Source organism: Emticicia sp. 17c, from assembly GCF_037153985.1.
GTDB lineage: Bacteria > Bacteroidota > Bacteroidia > Cytophagales > Spirosomataceae > Emticicia.
Window position 1 is genome coordinate 53,385 of the sequence record NZ_JBBAYI010000014.1, and the last position, 22,691, is coordinate 76,075.

At 38.8% G+C, this 22,691-nt stretch carries 23 protein-coding genes; 19 read left to right on the plus strand and 4 right to left on the minus strand.

Features of this window, described 5'->3' with window-relative positions; all coding sequences use genetic code 11:
* Positions 1-47: 47 nt before the first annotated feature.
* Complete coding sequence (locus WAA15_RS21525; RefSeq protein ID WP_337044910.1) at positions 48-1,493, minus strand: thioredoxin-like domain-containing protein; 1,446 nt, start codon at positions 1,491-1,493, stop codon at positions 48-50.
* A gap of 117 nt (positions 1,494-1,610) precedes the next feature.
* Here WAA15_RS21525 and WAA15_RS21530 point away from each other — a divergent pair, with 117 nt between their 5' ends.
* Complete coding sequence (locus tag WAA15_RS21530) at positions 1,611-2,378, plus strand: YdcF family protein (protein ID WP_337044911.1); 768 nt, start codon at positions 1,611-1,613, stop codon at positions 2,376-2,378.
* Between the two features lie 50 nt (positions 2,379-2,428).
* Here the strand turns inward: WAA15_RS21530 and WAA15_RS21535 are convergent, their stop codons facing one another.
* From WAA15_RS21535 to WAA15_RS21545, 3 genes are all read right to left on the minus strand, one after another.
* Positions 2,429-5,413: a DUF2723 domain-containing protein gene (locus WAA15_RS21535; protein WP_337044912.1), complete on the minus strand. Its 2,985-nt coding sequence runs from the start codon at positions 5,411-5,413 to the stop codon at positions 2,429-2,431.
* Positions 5,414-5,705: 292 nt separating this feature from the next.
* On the minus strand, positions 5,706-6,857 hold the full coding sequence (gene dnaJ, locus WAA15_RS21540) for a molecular chaperone DnaJ (RefSeq protein ID WP_337044913.1): 1,152 nt from the start codon (positions 6,855-6,857) through the stop codon (positions 5,706-5,708).
* Positions 6,858-7,041: 184 nt separating this feature from the next.
* Entirely contained in the window at positions 7,042-7,590 is a 549-nt protein-coding gene (locus WAA15_RS21545; protein ID WP_337044914.1) for a nucleotide exchange factor GrpE, read from the minus strand.
* 150 nt (positions 7,591-7,740) lie between these two features.
* Here WAA15_RS21545 and nagA point away from each other — a divergent pair, with 150 nt between their 5' ends.
* The 18 genes from nagA to WAA15_RS21635 all read left to right on the plus strand — a co-directional run bounded on the left by nagA (position 7,741) and on the right by WAA15_RS21635 (position 22,684).
* Complete coding sequence (gene nagA, locus WAA15_RS21550) at positions 7,741-8,874, plus strand: N-acetylglucosamine-6-phosphate deacetylase (protein WP_337044915.1); 1,134 nt, start codon at positions 7,741-7,743, stop codon at positions 8,872-8,874.
* Between the two features lie 86 nt (positions 8,875-8,960).
* A complete protein-coding gene (locus tag WAA15_RS21555; protein WP_337044916.1) occupies positions 8,961-9,548 on the plus strand; it encodes a TetR/AcrR family transcriptional regulator in 588 nt (195 codons plus the stop codon).
* Between the two features lie 35 nt (positions 9,549-9,583).
* On the plus strand, positions 9,584-10,078 hold the full coding sequence (locus WAA15_RS21560; RefSeq protein ID WP_337044917.1) for a PaaI family thioesterase: 495 nt from the start codon (positions 9,584-9,586) through the stop codon (positions 10,076-10,078).
* Positions 10,079-10,089: 11 nt separating this feature from the next.
* The gene (locus tag WAA15_RS21565) at positions 10,090-10,830 is read left to right on the plus strand and encodes an SDR family oxidoreductase (protein ID WP_337044918.1); all 741 of its coding nucleotides are present in this window, start codon (positions 10,090-10,092) and stop codon (positions 10,828-10,830) included.
* Between the two features lie 35 nt (positions 10,831-10,865).
* Positions 10,866-11,102: a DUF2798 domain-containing protein gene (locus WAA15_RS21570; protein WP_337044919.1), complete on the plus strand. Its 237-nt coding sequence runs from the start codon at positions 10,866-10,868 to the stop codon at positions 11,100-11,102.
* A gap of 249 nt (positions 11,103-11,351) precedes the next feature.
* On the plus strand, positions 11,352-12,302 hold the full coding sequence (locus WAA15_RS21575) for a sugar phosphate isomerase/epimerase family protein (protein WP_337044920.1): 951 nt from the start codon (positions 11,352-11,354) through the stop codon (positions 12,300-12,302).
* 2 nt (positions 12,303-12,304) lie between these two features.
* Positions 12,305-13,342 (plus strand): Ldh family oxidoreductase, encoded by a 1,038-nt coding sequence (locus WAA15_RS21580; RefSeq protein ID WP_337044921.1) that lies wholly within the window; start codon positions 12,305-12,307, stop codon positions 13,340-13,342.
* Positions 13,343-14,009: 667 nt separating this feature from the next.
* The gene (locus WAA15_RS21585) at positions 14,010-14,585 is read left to right on the plus strand and encodes a TerD family protein (RefSeq protein ID WP_337044922.1); all 576 of its coding nucleotides are present in this window, start codon (positions 14,010-14,012) and stop codon (positions 14,583-14,585) included.
* Between the two features lie 363 nt (positions 14,586-14,948).
* Positions 14,949-15,647: an HAD family hydrolase gene (locus WAA15_RS21590; RefSeq protein ID WP_337044923.1), complete on the plus strand. Its 699-nt coding sequence runs from the start codon at positions 14,949-14,951 to the stop codon at positions 15,645-15,647.
* Complete coding sequence (locus WAA15_RS21595) at positions 15,648-16,478, plus strand: phosphoribosyltransferase family protein (RefSeq protein ID WP_337044924.1); 831 nt, start codon at positions 15,648-15,650, stop codon at positions 16,476-16,478.
* Between the two features lie 2 nt (positions 16,479-16,480).
* Positions 16,481-17,032, plus strand: a complete 552-nt coding sequence (locus WAA15_RS21600; protein ID WP_337044925.1) for a TerD family protein — start codon at positions 16,481-16,483, stop codon at positions 17,030-17,032.
* A gap of 42 nt (positions 17,033-17,074) precedes the next feature.
* Positions 17,075-17,734, plus strand: a complete 660-nt coding sequence (locus WAA15_RS21605; protein WP_337044926.1) for a TerD family protein — start codon at positions 17,075-17,077, stop codon at positions 17,732-17,734.
* Between the two features lie 34 nt (positions 17,735-17,768).
* Positions 17,769-18,215, plus strand: coding sequence for a hypothetical protein (locus WAA15_RS21610; RefSeq protein ID WP_337044927.1), 447 nt, complete (start codon positions 17,769-17,771; stop codon positions 18,213-18,215).
* A gap of 3 nt (positions 18,216-18,218) precedes the next feature.
* Positions 18,219-18,857 (plus strand): vWA domain-containing protein, encoded by a 639-nt coding sequence (locus tag WAA15_RS21615; RefSeq protein ID WP_337044928.1) that lies wholly within the window; start codon positions 18,219-18,221, stop codon positions 18,855-18,857.
* A 22-nt stretch (positions 18,858-18,879) separates the two neighbouring features.
* Positions 18,880-19,515, plus strand: a complete 636-nt coding sequence (locus WAA15_RS21620; protein WP_337044929.1) for a vWA domain-containing protein — start codon at positions 18,880-18,882, stop codon at positions 19,513-19,515.
* Between the two features lie 62 nt (positions 19,516-19,577).
* On the plus strand, positions 19,578-20,150 hold the full coding sequence (locus tag WAA15_RS21625; RefSeq protein WP_337044930.1) for a hypothetical protein: 573 nt from the start codon (positions 19,578-19,580) through the stop codon (positions 20,148-20,150).
* A 64-nt stretch (positions 20,151-20,214) separates the two neighbouring features.
* Complete coding sequence (locus tag WAA15_RS21630; RefSeq protein WP_337044931.1) at positions 20,215-21,267, plus strand: TerY-C metal binding domain-containing protein; 1,053 nt, start codon at positions 20,215-20,217, stop codon at positions 21,265-21,267.
* A gap of 7 nt (positions 21,268-21,274) precedes the next feature.
* The gene (locus WAA15_RS21635; RefSeq protein WP_337044932.1) at positions 21,275-22,684 is read left to right on the plus strand and encodes a PP2C family serine/threonine-protein phosphatase; all 1,410 of its coding nucleotides are present in this window, start codon (positions 21,275-21,277) and stop codon (positions 22,682-22,684) included.
* The last annotated feature ends 7 nt before the right edge of the window (positions 22,685-22,691 follow it).

Below are 22,691 nucleotides of genomic sequence, written 5' to 3' on the forward strand. Positions count from 1 at the left end.
AGGCTGATACCAGCAGGTATCAGCCTTTAAATTTATGTTATCGATTCTTATTTTGCTTCGTTTGCCAGCTTCATATTTTGCTGCCGCTCATAGAAGTTTATAAAGTCTTCCAGTTTATCAACGGGTATTCTTCGGGCAATAATCCGTTTATTTTTGTCCAGAATATAATTGGTTGGCGTAGAATATACGTCGAAATTATTGCGGAAATAATACCTGCCTTTGGCATCCCACAGATTCAGCAGTTCACCTGTTTTATAGGTCTGTACAAAATTACTTATCTTCTTTCTATCATAGACAATACTTACATTGTAAATAGTAACTTTACCTTTATTGGCATGATAAAAATCCATTAATTTAGGTGCCGATTCTTTGCAATGCCCACATTCGGGGTCATAAAAATGCACAATTGTGTATTGTGTTTTGCTCTGCATAGGAGAATACTCTCTACCAAGCGAATCCGACACAATCAGTTCAGGGAATACGAATCCGGTTTGAAGTGGTTTCAGTATATCAACTCTTTCCTTAAACTTGGCGCGCTGAGTAGAATCGAGCCACGGTGCATTTTTAAGATAGTAGTTTTCTGCCAGATGCACAAACACGCCATCAAGCCCAACAATTTCGCTATTTTCGTACTTATTGGTAATCTGCCATAAAACAAAGCGGTATACTTCCTGATTAGGCATTGCCAGTTTTAATACCTTATCGGCATCTCTTTTGATTGAATCCGATACCTGATAAACCAAGTCTTTGAAATAACGCTCAACGCGGCTATGCAGAAAAGGTGAACGTAGCAATCGCTCATCTGTAAAATCGACATTATCGAAGAAATGTTTCTTATAGAAATTAAAAAGATAGGTCGAGTCGGGCCTTCCATTAGCTTTTTTAGGAAGCTCTTTGGGTAATTCAGGCTCCATATTACTTTTAATTACTTTAGCGGCAAAACTATTTCCGTTAGTGCTGATAAAATTCTTCATGTAGGTATCTACATCGGTCTGTATTTTATCCATCTGCTTACGGGTAGCTTCTTGCAAGGCAGGGTCGTTTTTACCTTTCGACAAAGCCGTAATTCCTTCGGCTTCACGGCTCTTATCTTGCAAGAATTTGCGATAGGCAAAAAGCAATTCGTTTTCTTTTGAACCTTTAAACTTTACATGCCCTACAAAGTCGGTTGTATCACTTTCTATCTCCATAAATTGCTCTTTGCCATCTACGGCGAAGTCGTAGTATTTTGATGGCGATAAAACAATTAAGTAAATTCCTCCTTTGAGGGGGTCTTTTCCTTGAAAATTCAGCACACCGTTTTCTACTTTAGCAGAGTCAACTTTAATATATTGGTTGTATCCGAAGAAATGTGCTAAATGGCAAACTCTCCCTTCTGTAACTCCTTTGAGGCGTACTTTAATTGCATGCCCTGGAGTTTGTGCAAATAATAAATTTGTAGTAAATAATAATGCTAATAGAAGTAAGGGTGTACGGTAGTATTTAAAAAACATATTTTTATTTTTTTAGTCCTATTACTGTATGAGTAGCAAATATAATTGCTTAATTTATCTATTATTGTTAAAAACTTGTTAATCTATAAAATATAACTCCCATTTTAACGAAAAGCCATGTATGATATTGTTTCAAAAGTATTTACTTTCTGTATTATGCCGGCTGGTATAATATGTATTTTACTTATTTATGCTATCACTACAAAAAATCGTACCAAATCGAGAAAATTATTAATTACAACGCTTATTTTTTTCTATATTTTTTCGAACCCCTTCATTTGTAATGAAATTTTACTTTTGTGGGAGCCTGCACCTACGGCTATTTCGGCAGTACAACCTCATGACGTAGGTATTTTGCTTACCGGCGGTTGTATTAATACCTTTCAGGAGCCTGCCGAAAATATTTTTCTCGGAATGAGTAGCGATCGAATTGGTCAGACTTTGCAGTTATACAAAAAGGGGAAAATAAAGAAAATTCTTATTAGCGGCGGAGATGTTATCATTGCCGGAAAACCAGTTACCAGCGAAATTGACCAGATTGCTAAATATCTGGTTATGAGCGGAGTACCTCAAGAAGACATTTATCTGGAATCCTTATCTAAAAATACAAGAGAGAATGCAACAAACTCAGCCCTGATTTTGAAAAAACAGTTTCCAAATCAAAAATATTTACTCATTACATCAGCATTTCATCTTAGGCGTGCCATTGGTTGTTTTGAAAAAGTAAATGTAAAAGTAACTCCTTTTGGTTCTCATTATCTATCTTCCCAGAGAAGAATAGGCTTGATACACTTCTTACCTTGGGCCGACCCTATGGCCAGATTACAGCTAGTTTTAAGAGAAATAGTTGGTTATATCAGCTATTGGATAGCCGGATGGGTATAAAAAATGAGGGCATCGGTTTATGATGCCCTCATTTCATTTTGAAACAAACATTAGCTTAGTTTAGCGTAGTATTTGTTATAAATAGCTTCGTAACGTTTGGCGGCCTCTGTTTGCCCATTACGGTTACATACATTGGCTAATATCTGAAGATTTCTAAGGTTCATTTCGATATATCCTTGCACATTATCGGGCATCCATTCTGCACTTATTCTCTGTGCTTTTTCAGTGAAATAAGCCAGATTCTGGTCAGCACGTTTTGTAATTACATCGGCTATTTCCATCGCTTTTTTAGAGTCTCCCACCTCAAAGTAATACATTACATAGTTGGTACACAGTTGGTCGTACGGAATTGTATTATCAGGTAAAACTTTATTAGCGTGGTCGAGTACTTCCTTCGCTTTATCTTTTTTACCATCTCTCACAAGTTGGTCAACCAATCGTAAGAAAGCCAGACGAGCAGTTACAATAGGTACTTTCAGGTAAGTTTCAGAATCATAGTATACCTTCGGATTGTTCATTTCACGCCATGCCATCTTCTTCATCATGTTTTCATACATAACATCGGTATTAATGAAACCATCTTCAGCCCCGGGGCCTACTTTGAAAGGCATCAGTCTGTATGCGTAACCTTCAAGCTGCATATATTCACGAAGGTTCAGGTAATTGTCAGGTGCAAGCGTTCCGGCAAAATAAATAGGGCGTTTCCAGTTATTCTGTGCAATCATCTCTAATTGCATCAAATCGTTTTTCAATAAATCGCGTTTACCGATATTCCACAACATTTGTCCGGTCAGGTATGGCTCATATTGTTTAGCAACAAAACCTAATTTTTTAACTTCATCAATATTATATGTCAGCGACAGGCTGTCTGACGGCAAAGTGTTAATTGTCTTGCCATTATTTAAAGGTAGCTGAATTGCAGGATTATTGTTTTTCACAAACTCCATGAATTCTTTCAGGTCAATTGGTTCTTTCAGACGTTCTACAAACGGTATTTGGTCGTTAACGCCACTCAACAATTGGTCTGTTGAGAATGTAATCGGAAGTGGGTCCGACTCATACGTTTTACGTTTCATTTGTTCACAGTACCAGTCTGTTCCTAATAAACTAAGGTTACAAACACGCACATCGGTACGGAAACCTTCAACTTCCTGCACATACCACAGCGGGAAAGTGTCGTTATCGCCGCCTGTAAACAGGATAGCATCTTTGGCACAAGAGTTAAGCAGGTTTTTAGCAAAATCAACTTGGTGGTAACGGTTCGAGCGGTCGTGGCCTCTCCAGCCTTGTGGCAACATAATCAACGGAATTGCCAAACCTATCACAGTAGCACCAATGGCTCTGGTTTTAGTATTATTAATAAACTTCAATACATACTCAAACAAGCCCATAACGCCAAGCCCTATCCAGATTGCCCATATATAGAATGAACCTACATAGATATAATCACGTTCACGTGGTTCGATTGGAGGGGCATTCAGGAATACCACAAGCGCCAGACCTGTAAAGATAAAGAGCAGGAATAGCACGAGGGCGTCGCGTTCGCGTTTGAAATAATGGTATAATAATCCTAATATACCTAAAATAACAGGTAAGCCCCAGTAGTTAGTACGAGCGCGGTTCTCTTTTACAGCCGGAGGCAAGCTACTTTTCGATTCAAGTATGTTGGTTGGCCCAGCCCCTTCAATGTCGCTTGAGCGACCCCAGAAATTCCATGCAAAATATCTCCAGTACATATAACCCATCTGACGCTTGAACATATATTTAATGTTCGTTACAACCGTTGGTTTTTCTTGTGGCGACAAGTTCATTTCCTGACGATATACCGCCTGATGATTTCCGTCAGTACTCCACATACGTGGCAATAGGCTCTCACTGTTTGGCTCCCACACATAAGTAGGCTTGTAGTCATAAATTTCGTATTTTTTATTTCCTACTTTATAAACTGGGTCACCGTTTTCAATTGCTTCTAATTTACTGGTAAAAACGGGGCCATATAATAACGGACGGCTACCGTACTGTTCGCGTTTCAGATAAGATACGTAATTCAGTACGTTGCTTGGGTTGTTTTCGTTGATTGGTGGGTTGTAGTTTGAACGAATCAGTGCAATAGTATAACTCGAATAACCAATTAATACAAAGGCAAAAGCTACAAGAGCCGTATTGGCTATAACCATTCCTTTTCTGTTTGTCCAGAAAATACTGTAAGCTAAACCACCTATTAAAGCCAAAACAAAAAACAAACTACCTGAGCTGAATGGCAAATGAAAAGTATTAACAAAAAGTTTTTCAAAAGTGAAAGCTAACGACGGAATACCCGTAATAACCCCTACATTGACAATACCCAGAACTACCATACCTATCAGAAAGGCTAAAATTCCACCTTTCCATGTAACTTTTTTGGTTTTTTTGTAATAATATATCAATGATAAGGCCGGAATGGTTACAAGGTTCAATAAGTGGACACCTATCGAAAGCCCTACCAGATAAGCAATGAATATCAACCAGCGATTAGCATCTGCTTCATCTTCTATTAATTCCCAACGGAAAGCGGCCCATACTACAATAGCTGTAAAGAACGATGACATACCGTATACCTCTGCCTCAACTGCCGAAAACCAAAAAGAATCTGAAAACGCGTATACTAATGAGCCAACAGCACTGGCAGCTAACACTAGTATGGTTTCGGTGCTGTTGAGTTCTTCACCTTTTTTACCAAATACCTTACGTGCCAGTAAAGAGATAGTCCAGAACATAAACAAAATTGTAAAGGCACTGGAAATAACCGATACCATGTTTATCATCAGGGCTACTTTGGTTACGTCGCTTCCGGCTAGTAAAGAAGCCATACGACCTATTAACAGGAAGAAAGGCGCACCTGCCGGGTGAGGAACCTGAAGTTTGTATGCACAGGCAATGAACTCACCACAGTCCCAGAAACTAGCAGTAGGTTCGACAGTTAGTGTGTAAGTGATGAGTGAGATGGCAAAAACTGCCCAGCCAATAATATTATTAAGCCTCTTAAAATTGTTCATTTTGTATAAGTAAATGTAGTAAATTAGCTATCTCTGGAAATATTGTTTATCTCCAAATCTCAATGATGGCTCAAAAATAGAGAATTTAAGGCAGAGTTTAGAAAAAAACGAACTTAAATTATGTTAAAAACAAGAAATAGACCGAAACAATAAAACTCACTTAAAATCGGCTTTTTTGAGCCATAAACATTGCCTTTAGTATGATTATTACACCCAAAAACAGCAAAGCCCCTCTTTTTATAACAAAAGAGAGGCTTCGCCATAGCCATTAATTTTACAATTTTATTTTTTCTTAATGGAAGAAATCCTTCATTCTATCGAAAAAGCTTTTGTCATTCTTGGTTGCTCTTGGCTGGAAATTAGGCGCATCACGTAGTTTCTCAAGAATGGATTTTTCTTCGCTGCTTATATTGGTTGGGGTATAAATATTTACCTGCACCAGTTGGTCGCCTATTCTGTAACTGTTGTTTACATCTTTCAAACCTTTGCCTTTCAAGCGCAGAATTTCTCCTGGCTGTGTACCCGGCTTGACCGATATTTTTACTTTTCCACCAATCGATGGAATTTCAACATCTTTACCTAATACTGCATCTGCAAAATTCAGTTTCAGGTCATAAATAATATTGTTGCCGTCACGCTTTAGTTCTGGGTGTTCTTCTTCTTCAATTACAATAAGCAAGTCGCCGGCTATTCCTCCACGTACAGGCACGTTTCCTTTGCCTGTCATTGATAACTGCATACCTTCACCCACACCTGCCGGAATCTTGATTGAAATTAAATCTTCGTTCAGGATACGGCCTTCGCCAAAGCAGGTTTCGCAACGTTCAACAATTACTTTACCTTCTCCCTGACAAGTATGGCAAGTAGTGGTTGAAACCATCTGGCCCAACATAGTGCTTACCACTTTCCGAATTTGTCCAGAACCGTTACAGGTCTGGCAGGTTTTCAGAGAATTACCATTCTTAGAGCCATTGCCTCCGCAAGTATTACACGCCACATAACGTTTTACCTTTATTTTTTTCTCAGCACCATTGGCTATTTCGTCCAAATCGAGTTTCAGCTTGATACGCAAGTCAGAGCCTTTACGTACGGGCTGGCCACCGGCGCTGCGTCTTCCGCCTCCACCAAAGAAACTACCAAATGGGCTGTCGTCGCCAAACACACTGCTAAAAATATCTTCCATATTTACGCCTCCGCCACCAAAACCACTGGCCCCGCCCATTCCCTGATGACCGAACTGGTCGTATCTCTGGCGTTTTTCGGCGTCAGAAAGCACACCGTAGGCTTCGGCAATTTCTTTAAATTTTTCTTCAGCAGCTTTATCTCCCGGGTTTTTATCAGGGTGATACTGAATAGCCAACTTACGATATGCTTTTTTAAGCTCATCTTCAGTAGCATTTTTACTTACCCCTAATACTTCGTAATAATCTCTCTTCTGTGACATAATGATTGTGAATAAATTCAATGAGTAAATGAGCAATCAGGCTCCACTAAATACCTTTTTTTATATCTGAAATATAACTATATAATGAGAAACCCGACCTCGCTTTGCAGTAGCTCAACAACAAACAAAACCTCTGTTGTTTCCAACACAAGCTATCTCATTTAAGCATTTTTATTTATATACCTTAACTACCAACTACCACTTTAGCATAACGAATTACCTTATCGTTCAGGTAGTAACCTTTCTCTACCTCATCAATTACTTTCCCTTTTTTGTCTTCACCTGCGGCAAACTGTGTAATACATTCGTGCAGGTCAACGTCAAAGTCCTTATCTTTGGCTTCCATTGGTTTTAAACCTTTCGAGGCCAGTGTTTTCTGCAATTTATTAAATATCAGGGCAATGCCTTCTTTCAGCGGCTCTACCTCCGTCACATTTTCAAAAGATTTATTAGCACGCTCGAAATCGTCTATGACAGGAATCAACTCTTTGATTAAACCTTCTGACGCATTCTGAATTGTTTCAATTCTTTCTTTAGCTGTGCGGCGGCGGAAGTTCTCAAATTCGGCATACAAACGCAGATATTTATCTTTTGCTTCGGCAAGCTGGCTTTCCAGTTGTGCTTGTTTGTCTTCTGTTTCTACACTTTCTGTGCCTGTTTCTTCTGCCAGATTTTCATTATTTTCTGCTGTTTGCTCTTCTGTTATTTCTTGTCCTTCTTTATTTTCTGCCATTTTTCTACCAATTTTATTTTTGCAAATTTCGGCAATTATTTTGCCAATACGAAATTTACTGACAAGATGGCAGAATTATATTCTTTACAGCCTCCATCTATACGACAGTTTTTTCATAACTTGCCATAAAATTCTAGCGCTATTCTTCCTATGTATACCATCATTACCAATGCCATTATTCATACAGGCACACAAGTTCTTGACAATCATGTTATTATTATCGACAACGGTACTATCAGTGCTGTAAAACCATTAGCCGATTTTACAACTGATACAACAGCTCACCACATAGACCTACAAGGGAAGCATATTTCAGCCGGTTTCATTGATACACATATTAATGGCGGAGAAAAATATTATTTTACCGAACACCCTACCGAAGAAACTATTCAGGATATTTATGAGTCAAGCCTAGCACTAGGCACAACCCACGTTTTGCCCTGCCTCATTACTTCGCCCCTTGACAACATTCTTAAGGGAATTGAGGCAACCAAAAACTTTATGGCAAGGAATCCTAATTCGGGCGTGTTGGGTATGCACCTCGAAGGCCCGTTTCTGAATGTAGCTAAACGTGGAGCGCACCTGAAAGAATATGTAAGAAACCCCACTAATGTCGAACTGGAAGAAATTATTAAATATGGCAAAGATGTGATTAAAATTATGACAATTGCTGCCGAAAACTTTACTGATGAGCAACTAGACCTGCTACTAGCCAGCGGAATACGTTTATCGCTAGGGCATTCAAATGCTACTTACCAACAGGCAAAGCGTGCGTATCAGAAAGGCATCGGGCTATGTACGCACCTCTACAATGCCATGACCCAAATGGGTCACCGCGAACCAGGCGTAGTGGGAGCTACCTTCGATACCCCAGAGGTTTATGCCCCTATTATTATCGATGGCTTCCATTGTGACTTTGCCGCTGCACGTATTGCTTACAAAATCAAGAAAGACAAATTATTTATTATCTCTGATGCCCTTTTCGTTGGAAATAAAGTTACTCATTTCAAGTGGGGAGAATTTGATGCCTACCTGAAAGATAATCAATACCGTAATTCGGAGGGGAATCTGGCTGGTGCGGCCATTTCAATGGCTGATGCCGTCAAAGCGGCCGTCGAAAAAGTAGGCATTCCGTTAGACGAAGCCATTAAAATGGCTACTGTACGTGCTGCTAAGGCCATAGGCCAAGACCAGCAAATCGGGCAGATTGCCTCGGGTTTTCCTGCCAGTTTTGTTACTTTCGATAAAGACCTTCAACATTTTGCCCCACTATTGCTAGCATAAGACTGTTTTCGTTTGAAAAAATATATTTAAAAAGTCTTGCAAATATATACCGATTGGTATATATTTGCAGCATAAATAAAAGCTACATGAGTAAAGCGGCAAGAACACGGGAATTTATCATTGAAAAAACAGCACCTATCTTTAACATAAAGGGATATGCCGGAACTTCTCTGAATGATATGACCAACGCCACCGGCTTAACTAAAGGTAGTATTTATGGCAACTTTACTAATAAAGATGAAGTTGCACTGGCAGCTTTTGAATATAACCTGAATTGTGTTGATGAAATCATCAGGCAAGAAATGGCTAAACATAGCAGTATTCAGGAAAAACTACTGGTATATGCCAATGTTTATGAAAATTTTCTGAAATTTCCGTTTCCGAACGGAGGTTGCCCCATTTTGAATACAGCCATTGAAGCAGACGACACTCATCCGGCCCTTAAAGAAAAAGCCTCTAATGCCATTCATGACTGGAAAAACAAAATTACCAGTCTTATTCAGAAGGGCATCGACAACAAAGAATTTAAATCTGACATTGACCCTGAACAAACAGCTTTAACCATGATAGCCATGATAGAGGGTGGAATCATGATTACAAAACTGACTGGTAAACTCAATTACAGAAAAGCTGTTATGCAATCTGTTGAAAAAATCATCAGAGATTTAAGCTAATTTTTTTTCACAAATAAAATACCGAACGGTATAAAATGAAAACAAATAACAGAGAAAGAACTTTTCAGTGGGACAACCCAATGGAAGGAGCCAAGCAAGCCTTACAGATGTCGGGGCTAGCTTATTTACAAGCTATGAGCGACGGGCAAATTCCTTTCCCTCCCCTACTACATACGTTAGATTTTAAACCAACACTTCTGGAAAAAGGCAAGGTTATTTTTTCGTTCCAACCACAGGAATTTCACTATAATCCTATTGGAAGTGTACACGGAGGAGTTATTTCTGCCATACTTGATTCGGCTATGGGTTGCACGCTTCATTCAATACTAGACGCCGGAACAGGTTATACAACCCTTGAACTAAAAGTAAATTTTTTAAAGGCAGTAACCACAAAAAATGAAGAGCTACACGCTGTGGGTAAAATTATTCACGCCGGTGGCCGGACAGCCCTTGTGGAAGCTCAATTAATAGATAATAACAATACTGTTTACGCGCATGGCGTCAGTACTTGTATGATTTTTAAATCTTAAACCAAAGAAAAATGAAAACAACACAAAATACCATCCTGATTACAGGAGGAAGTGCAGGAATTGGCCTTGAAATAGCTAAACTTTTCGACCAACACGATAACCATCTCATTATTTTAGGCAGAGATGCTCAGCGGCTTGCCCAAGCAGCCACACAACTCAAAAATGCCACAACGATTCAGTGTGACGTAAGCAATGCTGCCGATATTGATAAACTTGCCGAAAGAATCCGTGCAGAGTTCCCGGCCCTGAATGTATTAATCAATAATGCCGGACGTGCGTTTGTACACAACCTTTCAGAAACCAATCAGGCTTTTGAAAAGGCTCAGGAAGAAATGCTTACCAATTATTTGTCTGTTATTCGGCTCACAGAAAAACTCCTGCCTGTTCTTTCTCAGCAAGAAACCTCAGCCATTGTGAATGTATCTTCAATTGTTGCGTTTGCACCCAATCATTTACTATCAACTTATGGCGCAAGTAAAGCTGCTTTACACTCCTATACACAATCGTTAAGACTAACGCTCGAAAACACCCCTGTGAAGGTCTTTGAACTAATGCCACCATTAGTAAATACAGATTTCTCACAGGAAATAGGTGGTGCAAACGGAATTTCGCCTGCACAAGTGGCCGAAGACCTATTAAAAGCCTTTGAAACCGAAACCTACGAAATACATGTAGGGCGTACCGCTCAGTTTTATGAATTGTTCCTTAGCTCACCGCAGGAGGCACTCTATGCTATGAACTCGGGCAGATAATAATTTACCATAACATTGTTAATACAAACCGAAAAATGAAACAAAGAATAGCTTTCGCCATGATTATGGGCATTATTACTACGGGTATTATTTCGTTTTCGCTCATTGCTATTAATGTAGGGTTTGGGGTTAATTTTGTAGCAATCTGGCTAAAATCATGGGTGATGTCTTACTGCATTGTTATTCCTTGCATTTTACTTATAGGCCCTAAAGTGCAAAGTATCGTAGAAGCCATATTCAGAGAAAAGGTATCAGCCGAAGAAAAAGCCTGATTTCAGGCAACAAGTAGTATCTGGCGGGTTTACTATATGCGTAAGCCCGCCAGATTTGTATGTATATACCTCTGCCCTTCATAACAGATTCCGTGTTTTACTAATTATGCGCTGTTGCTATTTTCTTGTTACAAACAGGGGCAAAGTTCCATATTATGTCTCAATTTACTTGAAAACTAAATCTTATACCTTATCTTTACCCCACTATCTTTTCATACAAAATTCAATTTTAACCATATTAAACTATCGATGGAAACAAATAATATCTCTCGCAGAGGTCTATTAAAAAACTCATTGGCTATTGGGGCTGGTCTGAGTCTTGGTATGCCCGAAGCAATGGCAGGTTCAAATAAAAAAGCTACTCATAACTTTAAATTCTGCCTTAATACAAGTACTATCAGAGAGCAAAATCTGGGGTTGATGGGTGAAATAGAAACAGCCGCAAAAGCCGGATACGATGCCATTGAGATATGGGTAAGTACCGTAGAAAAGTATGTTGAGCAGGGAGGAAACTTAAAAGATGTAAAAAAGAAAGCTGCCGATTTGGGTATTACCATTGAAGATGCCATAGGTTTTTCGAAGTGGATAGTTGATGATGCCGGAGAAAGAACAAAGGCACTTGAACAAAACAAAAAAGAAATGGCCATGCTGGCCGAAATAGGGTGTAAGCGTATTGCTGCCCCACCATTTGGGGCTACTACCGGCAGTTTGATTAACTTACAGGCAGCCGCAGAAAGATATGGAAAACTACTCGAAGTTAGTGACCAATTTGGTGTGATACCTCAATTAGAACTATGGGGGTTCTCGACTAATTTACATTTATTCGGAGAGGTTTTGTTTGTAGCCTCAGAAAGCGGCCACCCCAAAGCCTGCGTTTTACCTGACGTTTATCACTTACACAAAGGTGGGTCTAACTTCAATAGCCTGAAAATGGTTAATGGGGCTTCTATTCACATGTTCCATGTAAACGACTACCCTTCCGAACCACCGCGCGAAACCATCAATGATAGTTATCGTGTACTACCCGGCGACGGCGTCGCACCTATGACACAGATACTACGCGATTTAAATAACAAAAAAACACCTATTGTGTTATCGCTCGAACTGTTCAATAAAGAATACTGGAAGATGGATGCACTTGTAGCTGCGAAACTGGGTTTATCAAAAATGAAGGCTTCTGTCGAAAAAGCCATTGCCTGATTATGAAAAGTGCACAATCTCTGTTAGTGTTTAGCCAAAATGTGTTATGCAAGGCTGGCCTTGACACCGAAAAGGCTTTTCATACGGCCGATATATTGCTAGAGGGTGAATTACTGGGGCATCGGACTCACGGTCTTCAACTTCTACCCTCTTATGTTGCTGAGCTGGAAAACAACACCATGGCCAAAACTGGTGAAGCTAAATTACTCAACGACATGGGTGCAGTATTGGCACTTGACGGCAACTATTTGCCCGGCCCGTGGCTTGTCAACAAAGCCATTGAAGAGGCTTGCAAACGTGCAAATCAGTTTGGAACAGCCATTGTAACTATCCAGAAATCACATCATATTGCCTGCTTGGCTGCTTATCTTGAAAAAGTAGCCAGACAAGGCTTCATGATTTTACTGGCCTGCTCTGACCCGCGTAACAAAACCGTTGCTCCTTTTGGGGGCTTAAATGGTACATATAGCCCTAATCCGTTAGCCGTAGGAATTCCGACAGAATCAGCCCCACTCATGATTGATGTAAGTATGTCGGTTACCTCCAATGCACTGGTAGCACGCGCCCACCGTAATCAGGAACGCTTGCCTCATAACTGGTTGCTAGATGCTCAGGGACAGGTTACTGACGACCCTGCTGCGTTTTTCGATACCCCTGCCGGCTCAATTCTGCCTTTAGGTGGACTCGATTCAGGTTACAAAGGTTTTGCATTAGGTTTATTGATAGAAGCCCTTACCAGTGCCTTAGGTGGCCACGGAAGGTCTGATAAACCTAGTCTTTGGGGGGCCTCTGTATATATACAGATTATCAGTCCACAAGGCTTTGCCGGAGAGCAGGCCTTTAAAAAAGAAACAGAGTATTTCAAAAATCAATGTCTTTCTTCAAATCCTATCGACAGCAGTAGACCCGTACGTATGCCCGGTGAAAGAGGATTGGCCCTGAAGGAGCAACAACTAACCGAGGGCGTAAGCCTACTGGCCGAAACCGAAAATGCACTAATAGCTTTAGGAGAAAAATATGGACTCACCCTAGCCCGATAAAGTATAGAAACAGGGATTTTTTTCTACACAAAAACTGGCTTTGGTATCCGCTAATAATCTTTCTGGGCAAATTGAGGAAATATTTTCCCACAAACATTATATCAAACCGCGGATTATTTTTTTATCAATCGTATATAGATACAAGCATTATACAAAATCTACAAATATCAGATAAGACATGAATAATTTACTCAGAGGATTACTAGCAGGTTATGGCGCCAAAAAATTAGGTGGTGGTTGCTTCGGCACTATTATAGTTTTTATTATTCTATGGGTCATTTTAGGGCAATGCAGCTAATCTGAATCAATAAGAACTTTATACAAGGTTATACTTCATAAACGTTTATGAAGTATAACCTTGTAGTGTTTATATATCTAGTACTATTGACGATTTAATCAATAATGTTAAAGCATAGTTTTTATATACAAAACGGGTTATCGTGCTGTGCATTTCATAAAGAGTTGTACTCAATCTGGGCAATTCCGTGGTAACAAACCTATTATTTCTTTCTTTTAAGCGGAACTGCCTTCACTCTGCCTATGATTTAACGCTATAAGTACCTTTACATAAAAAAAACATGAATTACTTTGTGAGCAAACAGAAAAGTTCTATTTTGCAAGACTAATCAAGTCAAACAACTACACTTTATTATTATTAAAATTTAAAATGGCTATAACTCTAACCAAAGGACAAAAAATTGACATAGGCTTATCTAAAATTAGTGTCGGACTAGGCTGGAACCCAAATGAAGGTACAGGGCACGACTTTGACTTAGATGCTTCAGCTTTTATGATTGATGCCAACCGACTTATTCCCAAAGAAGAATTCTTCGTTTTTTATGGCAATATTGATTCGCCCGATGGAGCGTTACATCACACAGGAGATGACCCTACCGGAGGAAACAGTGATACTGGAGATGACGAAACCATTATGGTAGATTTAACTAAAGTCGACCCATCTGTGACTGAAATTTTATTTGTTGTTACTATCCATGAAGGTGTAGCAAGAAGACAAAACTTCGGACAAGTGAGAAACTCATATATCCGTATCGTTGACGACGCAAATGGAGCAGAAATAGCTAAATATGAATTAGGTGAAGATTTCTCTATCGAAACCGGAGTCGAATTCGGCAGGCTATATAAACGTGACTCAAAATGGAGATTCGAAGCCTCAGGAATTGGATATAAAGAAGATCTGGCCTTTTTCCTTTCAAAGTATTTCAAAGGGCAAATTATATCATAAATACCAGTCGGATTTTACAAAGTTGTGCTAAAAGAGTAGTTACCTACTAGCAAAAAAATTTATATTAATTCGTAATATCATGTTTTTCTAACGCATTTTAGTCTTTGATATACAAAATTATGTATTCGGACGTTATTGCTGTTGATGATTTAGGTTAGTGAACCTGATATTATGCTTATGATACTAAAAAAGTAAAATACCCCTTCTGTATAGCCATTAACGCATTAACAATTCAGCAAACGAATAGCTTGCCGGCACCGTGCATTGCATTAAAATAACTTACTAATATCCGCATTCTTTATTATAAAACTATTGAAGACACCACTCATAACTAATATTAATTGAGTTAATCTCTTTTATGAAATGTATTTTTATAAACATTACTCTTTTGACCTTTGGCTAACGCTCATCAAATCGAATCCTGAGTTTAAAAAGCAAAGAGCAGTTTTTTTTCATAAGCATTTGAATGCCAAGAAAAAAACCATCGAAGAAGTACAGCAAGTAATCAGGCAGGTTGATGTCATGTGTAATTTCATTAATGAAAAAACAGGCAGAAACATTGCTTCTGACGAAATGTACCTGATGGTTATTCATCAGTTAAATAACTATGAACCCACTTTTTCTGACTTAGATATGCTTTGGCTTCAAAAAGAAATGGAAAACCTTTTTTTGCATTTCCTGCCTTTCGTATATAGCAACGAAACTTACAGTACTCTTGACCACATAAAACAGCATCAGGAAAGTACCATAGGTATATTAAGCAATACTGCATTTATTGAAGGCAAAACCCTGCGTAAAGTTTTACCTGAACTTAAACTGGCGCAGTACTTTGATTTTCAGTTATATTCTGACGAAACTGGTTTATCAAAACCCAATAAAAGTTTTTTTGAATTGATGATAAAAACAGCATCGGCAGAGCGCGCTGAAAAAGCTATTCAGCTTAATGAAATTTTACACATAGGCGATAATCCGATTGCAGACATCGACGGAGGGGCTTCTGTTGGAATAAACGTATTTCAGATTAACTCAAATAGTTTTACCATTAAGCACATACTCAATTAAATGATTCACACATTTTCTTTACATAAAATTTCAGACGAAGCAAATTTCGGTTTTTCACCAACTGAATATAGCAAATTCAAATTCGGAGATGAATACATTGCCAAGAAATTTGGTAATCATCTGGCCGAAGGACTGATTCATAATTTGCCTCACTTAAAAGAATTTGACAAACCCATAGTTGTTATTTCGAGCCCTTATGCTTTTATACCTACGGCAACATTCGCGCTAAAAAACCAATTTACATTCACCTTAAACCGTTGGCTGGTCGAAAACAAGATGAAAGTAATACAGGAGGCTAAAGTACAACGTACTGTAACTTATAAAGAAGACTACGGAGAGCTTAATGCCCAACAAAGGTTTGATTTGATAAAAAATGACACATTTCATATCGACAAAGATTTTCTGAAAGGGAAAATTCTTTTTTTCCTTGATGACATACGTATTACAGGAAGCCATGAAATGATGATAAAAAAAATGTTGGAGGCATTTCAGTTAAGCAACGAAACCTACTTGTTATACTTTGCCGAACTGGTTAATAAGGATATACACCCTAACATTGAAAACTACTTAAATTATTATGCCGTCAAATCAATATTTGACCTGAACACAATAATCAAGAGTAATCATTTTGCTATTAATACCCGAATTGTCAAATATATTCTCAATTCAGAGCCAGTATTATTTAACCTTTTTATTCAGGAGCAAACCGAAAACTTTATTAGCCTGCTTTATGACATGGCTATTGGCAATGAATACCATACCATTGAGGCTTATCAGCAAAACTTGCATTATCTGAAAACATTATTACAGGAGTATCATAAAATATCTTAATTATGGCTATCAACTTACAAAAAGGACAAAGACAAAACATTAATGCGCCAAAGTTTACTGTGGGGCTTGGCTGGGACACAAACAACTCTACTACGGGTTCAAGTTTTGACCTTGACGCATCGGTATTTATATTGGGCGAAAACAAAAAACTAATCAGCGACGAATACTTTGTATTCTTCAATAACCTTGTTTCACCACAAGGCGAGGTAACGCATTCTGGGGATAACCTTACGGGCAATGGCGACGGTGACGATGAGCAAATACATATCGACTTATCAAAAATACATCCACAAGCTACTGAGATTTGTATTGTAATTACCATTTATGATGCCGAAGCCAGACGACAAAATTTCGGGCAAGTAAGAAATTCCTACATCAGAATCTTTGACAATAACAATAATGAAATTCTGAAATATGAACTTGAAGAAGATTTTTCGGTAGAAACAGCCGTGGAATTCGGACGCGTTTACAAAAGAAATGATGAGTGGAAATTTGAAGCCGTAGGCATGGGTATGAAAGGCGGGCTGGAAGACTTCTTAAAGAAATATAACTAATATTTGAAAACAACATAACTAATAACTTAATCATTACAGTTTATGGCAATTAATTTAACAAAAGGACAACGTATTGACCTCAGAAAAGAAAATGGCACTACACTCACTAACTTTTGTGTAGGGGTAAACTGGGGAGCAATAGAAACAAAAGCATTTTTTGGGCTATCTAAAAATGTACAGACCATTGACCTTGACTTGAGCTGCATATTGGTTGATGCACAGAATAACCTTTGTGACCACCTTTATTCTCCTTTATACAGAGTAGATGTACTTCAACAGTTTGGCTTACCAAAAGGCAAATTGGCCTCAGTTGATGGCGCTTTAAGACATACAGGCGATGACCTCAAAGGTGATACCGGTGGTGATGACGGCCTAGATAACGAAATTATAACTGTTGATTTATCAAAGATTTCACCTAATGTAGCCCAAATTTTCTTTTTCCTTAACAATGCCGGAAAAGAAGACTTTTCGCAAATTCCATATTCAAAAATACGTATGTATGAGGGTACTCCTACTCATGTAAAAGAAGTATTTGCCTCTTACAATGTAAGTGCAGAAGGGCAATATACAGGCAAAAGGTCAATTATTATGGGTAAACTATATAAAAAAGGTGCAGAATGGAAATTTAATGCCATTGGCGACCCAACAGATGATATCTTTTTAGGGCAGACAATTCATAGAATTGTGAAAAACTATTTATAAAATCCTCCTTTTATTATTTATAATCTTAAATTTTATGTCTGTTCAAATTAATAACATCGAAAACCTTACCGTTGCCCAAATAAAATCATTGGTTAATCAGGGCGGAAAATTTGTATATTTCCCCTATACAGTTTCCATTATAGTCATGACCTTCCAACGAAATTCAGACATTTATTTTATCAGACCTGGTGAAAGTTCTTTGAAACATTCGGGAGGGTATATTGCAGCCAATCTTTTATTAGGTTGGTGGGGAATTCCGTGGGGGCCTATCCATACTTTAGGTGCTGCATTTTCTCATATAAGAGGAGGCAAAGACATTACTGGAGAAGTCATGACACACCTGATTCAGAATGACCCCGACGCAGCTACTAATACTTACAACATTCCAGATAATAATAGTACTGCTCCACAAAATGGGCCTTCCAACTATAATATTCCGGGAAGCAACAACTCATCAAATTCTCCATATAATATTCAATAAGTTATGAGAAGATTACCAGTCTATCTATTATTAGATGTTTCGGGTTCAATGAACGGCGAGCCTATCGAAGCCGTAAAAAATGGCGTTCAGATAATGATAAGCTCTTTACGCCAAAACCCGCAAGCTATCGAAACTGCCTTTATCAGTATTATAACATTTGATAGTTCGGCCAGACAAATTGTACCACTTACTGACCTTGCTTCATTTCAGATGGCTGAGATAAGAGCCAGCGGAACCACCGCACTCGGAGAAGCACTCAAGCTCGTAAGTATGTGTATTGAAAACGAAGTTGCCAAAACAACTACTGAAAGCAAAGGTGACTGGAAACCGCTGGTATTTATCATGACCGACGGGATTCCGACAGATAACTGGCAAGCTGGGCTTGCCGAATTTCGTAAACAGAAAATAGGTTTTACTGTTGCCTGTGCCGCCGGCAGTGGAGCCGACACAACCATTTTAAAACAAATTACTGATAACGTTGTAAGCCTTGATACAGCTGACGGCCAGAGTATAAGCAAGTTTTTCCAATGGGTAACTGCTTCAATTGGGGTTTCGTCTACAAAAGTCGAAGATGCAGGCAAAGAAGTTAGTGGCATGAAAGAGTTACCCCCTCCGCCTGCCGAATTAAATATTGTAGTTTAATAGCGTATCCCTTTAAATATTAATGAGAAGACTCCCAGTTTATTTTTTATTAGATACATCGGGTTCAATGTATGGTGAACCCATTCAGGCATTGAACAATGCGTTAGCGGGAATGCTTAACACACTGAGGTCGGACCCTCAGGCGTTAGATTCTCTCTGGATATGTATGATTACCTTCGATAGAGAGGTGCAGGAGATAGTGCCACTAACCGAACTGGTTTCTTTTAAACTTCCTGAAATTGTATGCCCTCAAAGTGGCCCTACACACACAGGTAAAGCATTAGAACTACTTTATGACAAAGTAAAAAGAGATGTGATTAAAAGCACGCCTACACAAAAGGGAGACTGGAAGCCATTATTGTTTTTATTTACTGATGGCAAACCTAACGACCTTATGCTGTATCGGGAGATGACCCCGAAAATAAAATCGTTAAACTTTGGTGCTATTGTTTGCTGTGCAGCCGGACCATTGGCCGACGACAGCCTGTTAAAAGAATTAACGCCCGACGTGGTTCATCTCGATAACGCCGACAGCACAACTCTGAAACAGTTTTTCAAATGGGTTTCTGAAACCATTGAGCAAGGAAACCGAACGCAAGGTACCGGCGAAAGTGTTTCGCTGCCTCCGCCACCTAGCGAAATAAACCTTGTTATTTAAGTTCGCCTGTATTTGGTAGCAATGCTATATCTATTAATAAAAGACAATTGAATAATACAGTTATGGACAAGGCTAAGTCTGACGTAAAAAAGACGAAATCGCACATATATTTTCTGGTTGATACCTCAAGATACATGATAGGTCAACCCATCAGAAAAGTAGAAGAGCTAATCAGAACCAGCATGATGGCTTCTGACGAAAACCTGTATTATTCAATTATCACCTTCGGAAACTCACTGGTTAAAGTTTATTTACCTACAACACCAGTAGCTGAAACAGGCTTGTTACAGATTCAGTTTGGTTGTTCGCAAGAAAGACGCTTGGTTGCTTGTATAGATTTGATAATGACCGAGGTCGAAAACGAAACTTCCACAACGCATAACCAAACCCAGCAAAGTGTTTTTATTTTTACTGGCGGCTTTCCTGAAGCCGAGTTTACAGAAAAGCAACTTGCTTTTTTACGAAATGATTTTCAGGAAGATGCAAACAAATTGGTTAATGTATTTCTGGTTTTATTCGATAACGACTATCTGAGGAAAAGATATTCGCTTTTTTTCAGAGAAGAACAAATACTGAACATCGAAAATATAAGCCAGATAAAAGAAGTTCATGATTCTATTTCCAAGATTTTTTAATAATTAGTTAAATAAAGACCTAATTAAAAAAAATGATTTTAATGTAACCCGAGCAAGATATTTTATGAGACGACTACCTATATACTTCCTGATTGATATTTCAGAATCAATGGTTGGAGAGCAGATTCAACAAGTAGAAGAAGGAATGGCAACTATTATTCAAACCCTAAAATCAGACCCCTACGCCATAGAAACGGTCTGGATTTCTATTATTGTTTTTGCTGGCCAAGCAAAAACCATTGTTCCGTTACAGGAAATTGTCAGTTTTTATCCGCCTAAATTTCCGATTAGTAGCGGTACATCATTAGGCAATGGGCTGGGCCATTTAATGTTCGAACTCCGCCGTAATGTGGTTACCACTACTTATGAACGCAAAGGCGACTGGAAACCTATCGTGTTTTTGTTTACTGATGGTGTACCAACCGATGATGCAAAGCCTGCCATTGCCGAATGGAAAAAAAATTGGGGTAAAACAGCCAACATGATTGCCATTTCATTCGGAGATGAAGCCAATACCCAGATTCTTGGCGAATTAACCGAAAACGTTCTGCTGTTTAAAAATACCAATGCGGGCTCGTACAAACAGTTTTTTAAATGGATAACAGACTCTATCAAAACCAGTAGTGAAAGTGTCGAGAAAAACACTACTGGTTTTGAATTAGCAGAACTAGACGACACCATAGTAACTAAAGTTGACCTCACAAAGACAGCCCCTCCAAGCCAGTATCTGGATAACAATTTTGTTGTACTTGCAGGCAAATGCCAGAATACTAAACGCCCTTACCTGATAAAATATAAGAAGTTCATTAACTCTTCTGCTTATGCAGGTCTGAATTACCAGACGATGGCTTATCGCCTTGTAGGCGGGTATCAGGTAGATAATAACTATTATGAGTTATCTGACGGCAACGACCACAATTTCAGGATAAACTCCAGCGAACTGGTGGGTGCTCCGACATGCCCATCCTGTGGCAATCAGCATGGTATTGCAGTATGTGTTTGCGGCCAGATTCACTGCGTTGGTAGCGAGCCTGTGAGCACTTGCCCAACGTGTCATACACAGGGCACTTATGGATACGGCTCAGAGGGTTTTGATATTAACCGTGCTCAAGGATAAAAGCGTTATGTCAGATTTTAAAACGTATATTCAGGCATTATTTCATAAAAGTGGGATTCAGGTACCTTCTAACAAATCTATTTTTTTTGATAAATTTTTAGAGGACGACGAAAACATTTCTCTTTTCACCCAAATAAAAGAAACACAGCAAATGTTGGTAGATAAATGGAAAATAAAAGCCAGGGTTGACGACATCAAGATGCAACCTATTAATATACCGAACGCCACTGCCGGCAAAGCATATTCTGTTAAACTGGAAACTGAAAAATGGAACTGGCAAGACCTCACACATATCGAGTTTGAAGGACTTACCGATGTTGGTTTAGAATATGACCGCGAAAACAAGTATATTACGGGCACTCCTTTTTATAGCGGTGATACAAAGGTAAGAATGAGGTTCAGAATAGAAGGCGAGCCAGAGGATTCGGTTCTCCATGAAAAAATCATTTCATTTGTTGTGAATCCTGACCCTAAGTTTCTCTGGAAAAATATTGAAAGTAATCAGCAAGACCCTTACGCTAAACCAGATAATGTGGCTTTAATGGCTAGTTTGGGAGATAGAAATCTGGTTGTGGCGTCCAAAAGAGGACGCTCTCATGCCAATAATGGTTCTTTCCGAGATGATGATTTTGCTTTTAAACATATTACAGGAAATGGTTGGAGTATAGTAGCTGTGGCAGACGGTGCGGGGTCATCGAAACTGTCCAGACAAGGCTCTCGATTAGCCTGCGAAACAACCGTTAATTTCTTTGAAAACCAGTTTTCAAAAACACTCATAGAAGAAATCGACCAGTTTTTTGTGCTGGAAGAAGCCACCGACATCGTCATAATACCTCAGGAACTGAAAGTGAAAATTATTCAGGAGTTATACAAAATAACGGTGGCTGTTCATACCAACATAACAGACTTTGCAAAAAAAACCGAAACTATCGTAAAAGACTTTCATACTACACTCATTTTCTGTCTGTTCAAGAAAATGCCTAATGGGTATCTTATACTAAGCTTTGGTGTTGGCGACTGCCCAATTGTTTTACTAAACAAAGAGGTATCCGAAGTTACACTTTTGAACTGGCTTGATGTAGGCGAATATGGTGGTGGAACAAGGTTTATAACCATGCCCGAAATTTTCAGTTCAAACAAAATGTCTTCCAGATTTAACGTAAAGTTTGTAAACGATTTCTCTTTTCTTTTTTTAATGACTGACGGCATATATGACCCGAAATTTGTTGTGGAAGCAAACCTTGAAAAAATAGAAAAATGGCAGGAATTTCTATCAGACTTAAGCGGAAACAATGAAGAAGAGGCAAAAGTAGAATTTAAACCTGATAACAAAGGAATTGCCTATCAGTTGGATACCTGGCTGGATTTCTGGAGTCCGGGGAATCATGACGACAGAACTTTGGCCATAATATACTAAAGAAAAA

What these genes read in the sequence shown, in the direction of transcription:
- WAA15_RS21525 (WP_337044910.1), bottom strand. Translation starts at nt 1,493, where the DNA reads ATGTTTTTTAAATACTACCGTACACCCTTACTTCTATTAGCATTATTA.
- WAA15_RS21530 (WP_337044911.1), top strand. Translation starts at nt 1,611, where the DNA reads ATGTATGATATTGTTTCAAAAGTATTTACTTTCTGTATTATGCCGGCT.
- WAA15_RS21535 (WP_337044912.1), bottom strand. Translation starts at nt 5,413, where the DNA reads ATGAACAATTTTAAGAGGCTTAATAATATTATTGGCTGGGCAGTTTTT.
- dnaJ (WP_337044913.1), bottom strand. Translation starts at nt 6,857, where the DNA reads ATGTCACAGAAGAGAGATTATTACGAAGTATTAGGGGTAAGTAAAAAT.
- WAA15_RS21545 (WP_337044914.1), bottom strand. Translation starts at nt 7,590, where the DNA reads ATGGCAGAAAATAAAGAAGGACAAGAAATAACAGAAGAGCAAACAGCA.
- nagA (WP_337044915.1), top strand. Translation starts at nt 7,741, where the DNA reads ATGTATACCATCATTACCAATGCCATTATTCATACAGGCACACAAGTT.
- WAA15_RS21555 (WP_337044916.1), top strand. Translation starts at nt 8,961, where the DNA reads ATGAGTAAAGCGGCAAGAACACGGGAATTTATCATTGAAAAAACAGCA.
- WAA15_RS21560 (WP_337044917.1), top strand. Translation starts at nt 9,584, where the DNA reads ATGAAAACAAATAACAGAGAAAGAACTTTTCAGTGGGACAACCCAATG.
- WAA15_RS21565 (WP_337044918.1), top strand. Translation starts at nt 10,090, where the DNA reads ATGAAAACAACACAAAATACCATCCTGATTACAGGAGGAAGTGCAGGA.
- WAA15_RS21570 (WP_337044919.1), top strand. Translation starts at nt 10,866, where the DNA reads ATGAAACAAAGAATAGCTTTCGCCATGATTATGGGCATTATTACTACG.
- WAA15_RS21575 (WP_337044920.1), top strand. Translation starts at nt 11,352, where the DNA reads ATGGAAACAAATAATATCTCTCGCAGAGGTCTATTAAAAAACTCATTG.
- WAA15_RS21580 (WP_337044921.1), top strand. Translation starts at nt 12,305, where the DNA reads ATGAAAAGTGCACAATCTCTGTTAGTGTTTAGCCAAAATGTGTTATGC.
- WAA15_RS21585 (WP_337044922.1), top strand. Translation starts at nt 14,010, where the DNA reads ATGGCTATAACTCTAACCAAAGGACAAAAAATTGACATAGGCTTATCT.
- WAA15_RS21590 (WP_337044923.1), top strand. Translation starts at nt 14,949, where the DNA reads ATGTATTTTTATAAACATTACTCTTTTGACCTTTGGCTAACGCTCATC.
- WAA15_RS21595 (WP_337044924.1), top strand. Translation starts at nt 15,648, where the DNA reads ATGATTCACACATTTTCTTTACATAAAATTTCAGACGAAGCAAATTTC.
- WAA15_RS21600 (WP_337044925.1), top strand. Translation starts at nt 16,481, where the DNA reads ATGGCTATCAACTTACAAAAAGGACAAAGACAAAACATTAATGCGCCA.
- WAA15_RS21605 (WP_337044926.1), top strand. Translation starts at nt 17,075, where the DNA reads ATGGCAATTAATTTAACAAAAGGACAACGTATTGACCTCAGAAAAGAA.
- WAA15_RS21610 (WP_337044927.1), top strand. Translation starts at nt 17,769, where the DNA reads ATGTCTGTTCAAATTAATAACATCGAAAACCTTACCGTTGCCCAAATA.
- WAA15_RS21615 (WP_337044928.1), top strand. Translation starts at nt 18,219, where the DNA reads ATGAGAAGATTACCAGTCTATCTATTATTAGATGTTTCGGGTTCAATG.
- WAA15_RS21620 (WP_337044929.1), top strand. Translation starts at nt 18,880, where the DNA reads ATGAGAAGACTCCCAGTTTATTTTTTATTAGATACATCGGGTTCAATG.
- WAA15_RS21625 (WP_337044930.1), top strand. Translation starts at nt 19,578, where the DNA reads ATGGACAAGGCTAAGTCTGACGTAAAAAAGACGAAATCGCACATATAT.
- WAA15_RS21630 (WP_337044931.1), top strand. Translation starts at nt 20,215, where the DNA reads ATGAGACGACTACCTATATACTTCCTGATTGATATTTCAGAATCAATG.
- WAA15_RS21635 (WP_337044932.1), top strand. Translation starts at nt 21,275, where the DNA reads ATGTCAGATTTTAAAACGTATATTCAGGCATTATTTCATAAAAGTGGG.